Source organism: Psychroserpens sp. BH13MA-6 (genome assembly GCF_052983595.1).
The window spans coordinates 46,460-58,795 of record NZ_JBRJGE010000007.1 but is presented as its reverse complement, the minus strand read 5'-3'; the positions used below and the strand labels follow the sequence as shown (position 1 = coordinate 58,795).

9 protein-coding genes are annotated in these 12,336 nt (G+C 37.4%); 5 read left to right on the top strand and 4 right to left on the bottom strand.

What is annotated here, in order from left to right:
- Positions 1 to 2: 2 nt before the first annotated feature.
- From ACU8DI_RS13440 to ACU8DI_RS13425, 4 genes are all read right to left on the bottom strand, one after another.
- On the bottom strand, positions 3 to 2,405 hold the full coding sequence (locus ACU8DI_RS13440; protein ID WP_447113302.1) for a sodium-translocating pyrophosphatase: 2,403 nt from the start codon (positions 2,403 to 2,405) through the stop codon (positions 3 to 5).
- A gap of 115 nt (positions 2,406 to 2,520) precedes the next feature.
- The gene (locus ACU8DI_RS13435; RefSeq protein ID WP_447113301.1) at positions 2,521 to 3,048 is read right to left on the bottom strand and encodes an inorganic diphosphatase; all 528 of its coding nucleotides are present in this window, start codon (positions 3,046 to 3,048) and stop codon (positions 2,521 to 2,523) included.
- Between the two features lie 123 nt (positions 3,049 to 3,171).
- Positions 3,172 to 5,682 carry a DUF5686 family protein gene (locus tag ACU8DI_RS13430; protein WP_447113300.1) on the bottom strand — a complete coding sequence of 837 codons (2,511 nt, stop codon included), beginning with the start codon at positions 5,680 to 5,682 and terminating at the stop codon, positions 3,172 to 3,174.
- A gap of 158 nt (positions 5,683 to 5,840) precedes the next feature.
- Entirely contained in the window at positions 5,841 to 6,818 is a 978-nt protein-coding gene (locus tag ACU8DI_RS13425) for a pyruvate dehydrogenase complex E1 component subunit beta (protein WP_447113299.1), read from the bottom strand.
- A 336-nt stretch (positions 6,819 to 7,154) separates the two neighbouring features.
- Here ACU8DI_RS13425 and ACU8DI_RS13420 point away from each other — a divergent pair, with 336 nt between their 5' ends.
- From ACU8DI_RS13420 to ACU8DI_RS13400, 5 genes are all read left to right on the top strand, one after another.
- Positions 7,155 to 7,901, top strand: coding sequence for an electron transfer flavoprotein subunit beta/FixA family protein (locus ACU8DI_RS13420; RefSeq protein WP_447113298.1), 747 nt, complete (start codon positions 7,155 to 7,157; stop codon positions 7,899 to 7,901).
- Between the two features lie 24 nt (positions 7,902 to 7,925).
- Positions 7,926 to 8,888: an electron transfer flavoprotein subunit alpha/FixB family protein gene (locus ACU8DI_RS13415; protein ID WP_447113297.1), complete on the top strand. Its 963-nt coding sequence runs from the start codon at positions 7,926 to 7,928 to the stop codon at positions 8,886 to 8,888.
- Between the two features lie 114 nt (positions 8,889 to 9,002).
- Positions 9,003 to 9,611, top strand: coding sequence for a bifunctional nuclease domain-containing protein (locus ACU8DI_RS13410; RefSeq protein ID WP_447113296.1), 609 nt, complete (start codon positions 9,003 to 9,005; stop codon positions 9,609 to 9,611).
- Between the two features lie 10 nt (positions 9,612 to 9,621).
- Positions 9,622 to 11,370 carry a nucleoside transporter C-terminal domain-containing protein gene (locus ACU8DI_RS13405; protein WP_447113295.1) on the top strand — a complete coding sequence of 583 codons (1,749 nt, stop codon included), beginning with the start codon at positions 9,622 to 9,624 and terminating at the stop codon, positions 11,368 to 11,370.
- Between the two features lie 136 nt (positions 11,371 to 11,506).
- A complete protein-coding gene (locus ACU8DI_RS13400) occupies positions 11,507 to 12,331 on the top strand; it encodes a thymidylate synthase (RefSeq protein ID WP_447113294.1) in 825 nt (274 codons plus the stop codon).
- The last annotated feature ends 5 nt before the right edge of the window (positions 12,332 to 12,336 follow it).

Genomic DNA, 12,336 nt, shown 5'->3' with positions numbered 1-12,336 from the left:
TTTTACTTTTCTTTAGTAACTTCCATTTTTTTAATCACTTTTTTAGCATCACCTTCAACATTAACGGACGCCTTTTCAAAAGCTTCAAGTTGCTCATTAACCTCAGCTTCCGTTCCTTCAAAAACTTCTTCTTTGGTTACTTCTTCACCGTTCTCTATGGTAGTATAAGTAATGGTTGCTTGTGCCAATTCTTTAGAGGCTACAGTCATTTCTACCTGTACTTCTTCCATATCATCTGCCAAAGCTGTTTCAGAAGAATGTCCACCTAAAATTGGTGCGATCACCAATCCAACCAAACAAGTTAATTTAATCAAGATATTCATAGATGGCCCAGACGTATCCTTGAATGGATCTCCAACCGTATCACCTGTAACTGCGGCTTTATGAGCATCAGAACCTTTGTAAGTCATTTTTCCATCAATCTCAACACCAGCTTCAAACGATTTTTTAGCATTATCCCAAGCACCACCAGCATTATTCTGAAAAATTGCCCACATAACACCACTAACACAAACTCCAGCCATATAACCACCTAAAGGTTCGGCTCCAAAAAGTAATCCAATAAGGATTGGTGTGATAATGGTAATTAATCCTGGAAGAATCATTTCTTTCAAAGCAGCTTTCGTTGAAATATCCACGCATTTAGCATATTCTGGTGTACCAGTACCTTCCATGATCCCTGGAATTTCTTTAAACTGGCGACGCACTTCTTGAACCATTTCCATGGCTGCTTTACCCACTGATTGCATAGCTAATGCTGAGAATATAACAGGAATCATTCCTCCAACAAACAACATCGCTAACACATCTGCTTTAAAAATATTAATACCATCAATTCCTGTAAATGTCACATAAGCAGCAAATAAAGCTAACGCTGTTAAAGCGGCTGAAGCAATGGCAAATCCTTTACCTACAGCAGCAGTTGTATTTCCTACAGAATCTAAAATATCGGTACGCTCACGTACTTCAGGATCTAATTCACTCATTTCTGCGACACCACCTGCGTTATCTGCAATTGGACCAAAAGCATCAATCGCCAACTGCATTGCCGTGGTTGCCATCATAGCAGAAGCAGCTAAAGCCACACCATAAAATCCTGCCAATTCATAAGAGCCATAAATAGCAGCAGCAAACAAGATCACCGATAAAAATGTTGATTTCATACCAACCGCTAAACCAGCAATGATGTTAGTAGCTGCTCCTGTAGAACTATTTTGTACGATATCCATTACTGGCTTTTTACCTAAAGATGTATAATAGGCCGTTACTACAGATATTAATGCGCCAACAGCTAAACCGATACAAGCAGCCCAAAAGACATTCATTGAAGACACCGCAACGTAACCTTCACCAAAGAATTTCATATTCATGGTTTCAGGTAACATATATTTAATCAAACCGAAACTCGCTATCAAGGTCAAGATGATCGCTACCCAGTTTCCAGTATCTAATGCTTTTTGAACTTGTGGTTCTTTAGCATCATTACTTGAAATCTTTACTAAAAATGTACCTATAATTGAGGCTAAAATACCCACACCAGCAATCACAATTGGTAACAAGATTGGTCCCATATTATTAAAGTCATCAGCAAATGGTGTATTTACAGACATGTCCTTAATCAAATAATTTCCAAGTACCATAGCTGCTAAAACCGTCGCAACATAAGACCCGAATAAATCAGCACCCATACCTGCCACATCACCAACATTATCACCTACGTTATCTGCAATTGTTGCTGGGTTTCGAGGATCATCTTCTGGAATACCAGCTTCTACCTTTCCTACTAAATCGGCTCCAACGTCTGCAGCTTTCGTATAAATACCACCACCAACACGCGCAAACAAAGCAATAGACTCTGCACCAAGGGAGAATCCTGCTAATGCCTCTAGAGCAATCGTCATTTCATCATAAAAAGACGCTTCACCTACGACAAACATTTTCACAAACGTCAAGAACAGAAGACTCAGTCCTAAAACTGCTAATCCTGCAACGCCAAGTCCCATCACAGTTCCACCTCCAAAAGACACCTTAAGTGCTTGAGGCAAGCTTGTTTTTGCTGCTTCCGCAGTTCTAGCATTGGCTTCAGTAGCGATTCGCATACCAATATTTCCTGCCAATGCAGAAAAAATGGCTCCCAAAATAAAGGCTACAATGATAATCCAGTGGGTAGTATCTACTACAAAAGAAATAGCACCAAGTGCTATTGAAGCAATCACCACAAAAATGGCTAATAATCTGTATTCAGCATTCAAGAAAGCTAAAGCACCTTCTTTAATAGCTTTAGAGATACCTTGCATCTTTTCGTTTCCAGGAGCTTGTTTTTTAACCCAAGCCATTTTGGTCAACATAAAAAGAAGTCCAAGTACTGCCAATGCGATTGGCACAAAAATCATGTTTGATTCCATATTTAAGTTTATTTGATTTGTTAATTAGCTGGGCAAAAGTAGTGAAATCCCTTAAAACTAAAAAACCCTTCATATTTAATACAAAGGGTTTAAGAAATGTACATGGCTTCTGTTGCTAAATTGTAAAGTCACCATTTGTTTTATGTTCACTATTTTCATAGCGGTCGATACACTTGTTTAGAATATCGTAAGCCTCTTGAGCATTACCCCATCCTCCAACATCAACCTTCTTTTTTTCCAAGTCCTTATAAACCTGAAAAAAGTGGGTAATCTCTTTTATTCTGTGTGGATTAAGATCTTGAATATCTGTGTAGCTATTCCAAATAGGATCACTTACAGGGACACAGACCAATTTCTCATCTGGTCCTTTTTCATCTGCCATATGGAAAACACCAATAGGTTTCACTTCCATAACGCACATGGGGAATGTAGGTTCTGTACCCATCACTAAAACATCCAAAGGATCGCCATCTAAAGCGAGTGTTTCAGGAATGAATCCATAATCTCCAGGATACATCATTGAGGAAAACAACATACGATCAAAGCGTATTTTGTTTAATTCAAAATCATATTCATATTTATTTCGGCTTCCCTTAGGGATTTCTATCAATACATCAAAGGTTAATTTTCCTGTGGCTGTCATGGTATTTAAAACTATTTAATTCTATATATGAAAAAACTATTTTTTTCGGGCTGCAAAGATAATCTAATGTTCTGGTTTAACAATTATTTCAGTTAAATGCGTTCAAAAAAAATCATCTTAGGTTTAAAAACTGAAGCCAAAACTTCCGGTCACACCAAATGGTCGGGCTTCTGGATTACTGAGATAATTCCCTCGAAAATTAAAGTCGATACGTAGAATCTTGAAAATATTACCTATCCCAAAACTGTATTCGTAATAAATATCTTCGTTGGGTGCTGCTAACGGTGTTTCCACTGGATTTCCTGTCGTATTCAATGCGATATTTTCACTAGATAAATCACCCCAAACACCTCTAAGCCCAACTATAGCTCTCAGGTTGTATTTCTTCAAAAACGGTATTCGAGAGAAAATGCGACCGTTAAAATTATGTTCCAAATGCAAGGATGTATAGGTGTCTGTCACAAACTCGTAAAAATCCAATTGTGGAAACGTATTGTAGATTGAAAAGTAAGATTGGTTACCAGGAACAACACTGAGCAAACCTAATGGTACTTCTCCAAAAGTCTTGCCCAACTCAACAGTGGTTGTCAAACGCCCAAAACCACCAACTTGCCAAGGCTGAATGTAGGAAAACTGCAACTTCGTGTAATCAAAATCACTGTTAAACCAATCACGATCTCCTCGCGTTATTTGAGCAAACAAGCTTGCATAGCCATCGTTAGCATTTCGTCGTTCAACACCAAACCCTGTCATCTTTCGTTGTGGAAAATAAGATAAGGACAATGCTGACTCAAACTGTTTAACCACAGAACTAACTCCAGTAGGCGACTCAGGATCATTATAATCTAAACTAAATGTTGGTGACGCAGATTCAAGTGTTCTGTAAGTCCCACTGGTTCGAATCACAAAGTTCTTACTCGGTTCTATTTCTAAGGCTAGTGTGGTTAAATTTACGGTGGTTAGCTTATCATTTGTACTGGTACCGATCACTGCAGAAGACGCCAAACTACGACCTAAAACATCTGTTGAAGATGTCAAATTAGCTCCGATTTGCTCAACATCACGACGGTTACCACCAGATATGATAATTCGGTTCTTTTTATCAATAAGCCATTTACCGGAAATCCCATATTTAAATTTATCATCACGGAAACCATAAGCCAAGAAGCCTTCTAATCGCCATAAATCATTAGGACCGAAATAGGTTCGGCCGCCTGTTCGCAACCTTAAACCTTCCACTTCATTAAACCCAAAGGTTGAAAAAATAGGTCCGTAATCAAAATTGATACTTGGAAACTCCACATAACCGGATGCTAGAATACTTCCAATATTATAGAGACGTTTAAATTTTTTAACCGTTTTTAAAGTGTCTAACATTTTGTAGACACCACGCTCATCTTTATTGAGGGATTCCATTCTATTGTTTTCCCAAAAGGTATCATCACGATTATACACATCCTCATCATAATTATAAACCTCCTGATCGTAAAACTTTTCATTTTGAGGTTGATTGAAAACGTAATTATCGTAAAGCGTTGTCCGTTTACCATAGACGCCTCTTGATTTTTCTTTTTTATTCAAAGCAAAATCGGACAGCATATAATCGCGTTTAATCAAAAACACAGAATCGTTTAACACCTCAAATTCTTGTTCGATATAAATTTCCTTTACCCAGTTAATATTAGCGCTTTTTGAAGCCTGAAGATTAATATCTTTTATAGCGTAGGTGGAATCATTCACCCAAAAATCACCCTTAAAAGTCAATTCATTTTTACGTCTTGGATAATAGATAATATTATAACACCATTTGTTATCGATGTAGGCACTATCAGACAACACATAATTGTACGTTTGAACACCAGTTCGAGACAACGGACTAACAAAACTCTTATCGAAAAACTTGAGATAATTATCATAGATATCAAAATCTGCATACAAATCGTCTACAAAATCAATGATCACTTGATTATTACTAAACCCAGAATTTTTATTTCCTTTCAAATCTTCCTTTTCCTTTTTGAGAAGATTATCACCATAAACAGTGCTTACAGCCTCATTAATGAAGATAGGCAAATAAGTCTTACCCGTAATTTTCGATGTATCTACTTCTTCGAAAACAAATTCCATCCCTTTGAAAAGTTTACTTTTAATTAAGGCACTATCAATGGTATTGATATCAAACTCGACTTTTTCGTATTTGTCGTATTGATATTGTTTGAATTGTCGCAAGCCATTTTGACGTTTGCGTTCCCAAATCTTTTTAAGAATTCGAATCGCTGGATTCTCTGAGGCTTTTTTAGATTGTTTACCTGAAACTATCACGACTTCGTTCAACGCTGAAGCTTCTTCTTTAAGGATAAACTCTAAGTTGTAATTGACTTTTTTTTCAAGTTGGTATTCTTTGACCTCGTAGCCTAGAAACGATACAACGACAGTCTCCCAAGTCTCATCAGATTCTAAATAAAATCGTCCCTCTTCGTTAGTGATAGTCCCTTCAGTAGAGCCTTTAAATAATACCGTAGCAAACGCCACTGGTTGATTGGATTCGTCATATACATAACCACTGACTTTCGTTTGTGAAAACCCTAATATGGTTACAAAGAAGAAGAATAAAATAAGGAGCTTTTTATACATTCATATCACAATTAGCAATTCTCTTATCATCTGATTACTCAATCAAAAATTTCTGAAACAGAATTGTTGGCAAAATGCCAATGTAGGCTTAATAATTGAAAAACTTCATCAACAATCGTGCTAATGAAGTTTTTATAACGCAAAAAATTGCGGTTTATTTATTTGTAAAGTACTTTTTTGACGGCTTTTACCACCTCATCACTATTCGGCAACCACTCTTCCAAAAGTACCGGTGAATATGGCGCAGGCGTATCAGCTGTATTAATTTTGACAATAGGAGCATCCAAATAATCAAAGGCTTCAGATTGTACTAAATAGGTGATTTCAGTAGCCACATTTCCGAAAGGCCAAGCCTCTTCCAAAACTACCAATCTATTTGTTTTCTTCACGGATTTTAGTATGGCATTTCTATCCATAGGTCGAACCGTTCTCAAATCAATGATTTCACAAGATATCCCTTCTTTTTCTAATTCATCAGCTGCCTTGTAGGCCTCTTTAATAATTTTTCCGAAGGAAACAATCGTCACATCTGTACCTTCACGTTTGATATCTGCAACACCTAGAGGAATTGTATATTCGCTTTCTGGCACTTCCCCTTTGTCACCATACATCTGTTCACTTTCCATAAAAATAACAGGATCGTCATCTCTAATCGCTGATTTTAATAAGCCTTTAGCGTCGTATGGATTAGAGGGTACAACAACTTTCAAACCAGGAGTATTGGCGAACCAACTTTCAAAGGCTTGAGAATGCGTTGCTGCTAATTGCCCAGCTGAAGCTGTAGGCCCTCGAAATACAATCGGACATTTAAACTGACCTCCAGACATTTGTCTGATTTTAGCCGCATTATTTATAATTTGATCTATTCCTACCAATGAGAAATTAAAAGTCATGTACTCTACGATAGGACGATTGCCAGTCATTGTTGACCCAATGGCAATTCCCGCAAAACCAAGTTCTGCAATTGGTGTGTCAATAACACGTTTTGGCCCAAACTCATCCAACATTCCTTTAGAAGCTTTGTAAGCACCATTATATTCTGCCACTTCCTCTCCCATTAAGTAAATGCTTTCATCTCTGCGCATTTCCTCACTCATAGCTTCGGCAATTGCTTCTCTAAATTGAATCGTTTTCATATGTTAGTTTTTTAAACGAATAGCAAAAGTAATAATTATTGATTATAAAATCCTATAAAAATAGACATGAAAACCAATCGACAAAAGGATTCGTAAAACTCGTGTGTCAAAGAGCATCCAATTTAAAGGTGAAACACTAAATGCCGATAAGCCCATCCGATAAAAAACATTGTGTAATTCACAAATAGGAAGTCGATTTATGAGAATATCATAATTAAAATCACCCAATGACTAATTTTCACAAAATTTTATTATGCACGCATAGTAAAATTCGAATTATTATAATTATCTTCGTGCTTTAGAAAACTGTTACACTCAAAAAAAAATAATTTCAATATGAAAATATTAGTATGTATTAGTCATGTACCTGATACGACTTCAAAGATTAATTTCACAGAAAACGATACAAAATTTGACACCAATGGTGTTCAATTCGTCATTAATCCTAACGATGAATTTGGTTTAACACGTGCCATGTGGTTCAAAGAAAAGCAAGGCGCAAATGTGACCGTAGTCAATGTTGGCGGACCAGAAACTGAGCCGACGCTTCGTAAAGCCTTAGCAATTGGTGCAGATGCTGCTATTAGAGTTAATGCTGATGCTAAAGACGGTTTTCAAGTTGCGAAAGAATTAGCCAATGTGGTGAAAGAAGGAGGCTATGATTTAGTCATTGCAGGTCGTGAGTCTATTGACTATAATGGAGGTATGGTTCCTGGCATGTTAGCTGCCTTAACAGGAGCTAACTTTGTCACAAATTGTATCCAACTCGAAGTTGATGGTTCAAACGCCACAGCCATGCGAGAAATAGATGGTGGAAAGGAAACGGTTGCAACAAGTCTACCATTAGTTATTGGTGGTCAAAAAGGATTGGTTGAGGAGAGTGATCTTCGTATTCCTAATATGAGAGGTATTATGATGGCGCGTCAAAAGCCATTATCTGTAACTGAGCCTGTTGGCGCTGCTACAGAAACTAACTCCATCAAGTTTGAGAAGCCAGCTCCAAAAGGTGCTGTTACGCTTGTTGAACCAGACAACATCGATGAATTAGTTAACTTACTTCACAACGAAGCTAAAGTCATTTAATCAACTCAAAAAACAAAAAGAAACATGTCAGTTTTAGTATATACAGAATCAGAACAAGGAACATTTAAAAAAGTAGCACTAGAAGTAGCTTCTTATGCAAAAGCCGTTGCGGACTTAATGGGAACGACGGTCACTGCGGTTGCTATTAACGCAGGAGATACTTCAGAATTAGGAAAGTATGGCGTAGATAAAGTGCTTCATGCTTCAAGTGGTGATTTAGATAAATTCAATGCCAAGACCTATGCCAGCGTCATCGAACAAGCCGCAAAGCAAGAAGGATCTAAAGTAGTGATTGTTAGCTCTAGTGCAGATAGCAAATACTTGGCACCAATATTAGCCATTGGCCTAGATGCAGGTTATGCCTCTAATGTCGTAGAAGCTCCTGAAAGCACTTCTCCATTTACGGTTAAACGAACCGCATTTACCAATAAAGCCTTCAATATGACCACCATTGATACCGACGTTAAAATTGTTGGTGTCTCTAAAAACGCCTTCGGATTGGTAGAATCCAGTGGAAATGCAGCAACAGAAGACTTCTCGCCTTCACTTCCAGAGTCCGGTGTGAATGTACAGTCGGTTGACAAAGCTACCGACAAGGTCACGATTGCAGATGCAGAGATAGTAGTCTCAGGAGGACGCGGACTTAAGGGCCCAGAAAATTGGGGAATGATTGAAGAATTAGCAGAAGTTTTAGGTGCAGCAACTGCCTGCTCTAAACCTGTATCAGATTTAGGATGGCGACCACATAGTGAGCACGTTGGACAAACAGGAAAGCCTGTAGCTTCTAACCTTTATATTGCTATTGGTATTTCAGGTGCAATACAGCATTTGGCAGGAATTAATGCTTCAAAGGTGAAAGTGGTTATCAACACAGATCCGGAAGCACCATTCTTTAAAGCTGCCGATTATGGTGTGGTTGGAGATGCCTTTGAGGTCGTGCCAAAACTCATCGAAAAATTAAAAGCATTTAAAGCTCAAAACGCATAATTTTTTATAAATTGTAGTTTGAAAGGGCTGTTTTGATTTGGTTCTTTATACATAAATCTGCATTTTGCAGTTGGTAAAGTCCTAATTAAAACAGTTCTTTGCGTTTTATAAATTATGAGCTTAGTTAGATTAAACATAAAAGGAATATCATACAGTCAAACCCAAAATGGTGCGTATGCCTTGATTCTAAATGAAGTGGATGGTGATCGGAAATTACCCATAGTTATAGGAGCTTTTGAAGCACAATCTATCGCGATAGCTTTAGAAAAGGAGATCAGACCTCCAAGACCACTCACCCATGATTTATTTAAAAATTTCGCTGATCGTTTTGACATTGTTGTTAAACAAGTCATCATTCACAAATTAGTGGATGGTGTGTTTTATTCAAGTTTAATTTGTGAACGTGATAAGATAGAAGAAATCATTGATGCCAGGACTAGTGATGCCATAGCTTTAGCTTTACGGTTTAAAGCACCCATTTTTACTTACAAGAATATACTAGACAAAGCAGGTATCTATCTCAAAGTAAATCCTAAAAAAGAGAGTGAAGAGCAAGATTCTATTCTTGTTGATGATATGGTTGTTGAAGAAATAGAAGCCAGTATTCAAGATAATTATTCAGATAAATCACTCGAAGAATTAAATGTACTACTCGATGAAGCTGTCAATAATGAAGATTATGAGAAAGCTGCTAAAATTAGGGATGAAATATCTAAACGCTAACGCCTAACTCATGAAACATTTTTTTTTAGCTGTTACAGCTATTTTTTTTGTAATCACTGGAGCTTTTGGTCAAGACATTGAAAAAAAATGGCGGTTTGAAGCTATCCAAAGCACGGAAGGAACACCTCTTTTTGAAATCACCGAAGACGATGTTCTTCATTTAGAAGCTGGACAATTTGAATACCAACTAGCCGCAAAAAATAATCTCAAGGCCTCTGGAGATTACATTTACCAAAACAATTTATTGGTTTTTTATTATTTACAACCAACAGATACAATCAAGCGCTATAGAATAAAAGAACTCACAGATTCCACGCTGGTGTTTTCAGAAAAAAACACGCTTTATAAATTTAAGACCTCAGAACCCACTGAAACTATTGCCAGTATTCCTGTCACGGATGATATCATTCCAAGTCAAGGCTTTTCTTTTACTAGCTTATGGCGAGGTATCTTGGGAATGTTTAGCCTTATTTGCATTGCCTTTTTATTTAGTAGTAATCGCAAAGCCATTAATTGGAAAACCATTGGATTAGGTTTGGCTTTCCAACTCATTATAGCTATTGGTGTGCTGAAAGTCGATTTTGTTAAATCGGCATTCGAATTTGTAGGTCAAGGTTTTATAGCCATACTTGGCTTTACACAAGCGGGTAGCGAATTTCTTTTTGGAGGCATGTTAGACGTCAATTCTTTCGGGTTCATTTTTGCATTTCAAGTGTTACCAACAATCATATTCTTTTCAGCTTTAACCTCCGTGTTATTTTATTTAGGGCTAATACAGAAAGTGGTAAAAGGCATGGGATGGTTGCTAACAAAATTATTAGGCATTTCTGGCGCAGAAAGTCTCAGTGTTGCGGGCAACATTTTTTTAGGACAAACAGAAGCACCACTTCTCATAAAAGCGTATTTAGAAAAAATGAACAAGTCCGAAATCTTGCTTGTTATGATTGGCGGCATGGCTACGGTCGCAGGCGCGGTCTTAGCGGCTTACATTGGCTTTTTAGGTGGTGAGGATGAAGCGTTACAACTATTTTATGCAAAACACTTATTAGCGGCATCTGTGATGGCAGCACCAGGCGCCATCGTCATTTCAAAAATACTGTTCCCTCAAACTGAAAAAGTGAATACAGATGTATCGGTATCACAAGAAAAGATAGGCTCCAATATACTCGAAGCCATTGCAAACGGCACGACTGAAGGGCTGAGACTAGCCGTAAATGTTGGTGCTATGTTATTAGTTTTTGTGGCATTCATTGCGATGTTCAATGGGATTTTAGGTGGCATTGCAGGATTTGATGGTTTCTCGATTAAAGCCTTGAATATTGATTGGCATTTTACCTCTCTCAATGAAATTATTGCTCAAAACACCCCTTACGAAGCGCTATCGCTGGAGTTTATTTTAGGTTATATTTTTGCGCCATTAATGTGGTTAATCGGTGTTGCTTCTGAAGACATGGCACTTATGGGCCAATTATTAGGCATCAAATTAGCAGCAAGTGAATTCATTGGTTACATCCAATTAGCAGATCTTAAAGATGTAGCAAGTGCGACCCATTTAAAATATGAAAAGTCCATCATAATGGCAACCTATATGCTTTGTGGTTTTGCCAACTTTGCATCTATAGGTATCCAAATTGGTGGCATCGGCTCCTTGGCTCCAGGACAAAGAACACAGTTATCAAAATTTGGGATGAAGGCATTAATTGGTGGGACATTAGCATCCTTAATCTCTGCAACCATCGCAGGAATGATTATTGGCTAATATTTTAGACATTAGTTAATAACTTTTAATATTATAAAGGGTTGAATCTATAAAGATTCGACCCTTATTTTTATTTTTATTTTCTGAAATATCAAGTACAATTAAATTGAAATTCCCGGATTAAGGGAAGAGGAATATGAAACAATACCACGACTTAGTAAAACATGTTTTAGAACAAGGGAATGAGAAAGGCGATCGCACAGGCACTGGAACGAAAAGTGTTTTTGGCTATCAAATGCGATTTGATTTAAGTGAAGGTTTTCCGATGGTAACCACTAAAAAACTCCATTTAAAATCAATTATATATGAACTCCTTTGGTTTTTGAAAGGCGATACCAACATCAATTACTTAACTGAAAATGGTGTGCGTATTTGGAATGAATGGGCGGATGAAAATGGCGATTTAGGACCTGTTTATGGACACCAATGGCGCAACTGGAATAGTGACAACATCGATCAAATAAAAGAAGTCATACACACATTAAAAAACAACCCAAACAGTCGACGCATGTTAGTCTCGGCCTGGAATCCTTCGGTATTACCAGACACTTCAAAATCCTTTAGTGAGAATGTGGCCAATGGTAAAGCTGCTTTACCTCCTTGTCATGCCTTTTTTCAGTTTTACGTGGCGAACGGAAAATTATCATGTCAACTTTACCAACGTAGCGCCGATATCTTTTTAGGTGTTCCATTTAACATTGCATCCTATGCTTTGTTTACAATGATGATGGCACAAGTTTGTGGTTATGAAGCTGGCGAATTCATTCATACGTTTGGTGATGCTCATATCTATAGCAATCATTTTGAGCAACTAGAACTACAATTATCTAGAGATATTAGACCTTTACCAAAAATGATTTTAAATCCTGAAGTAAAAGATATTTTTGATTTTAAATTTGAAGACTTTACCTTGGTTGATTACAATCCGCATCCACATATTAAAGGCGTTGTTGCCGTTTAACAACT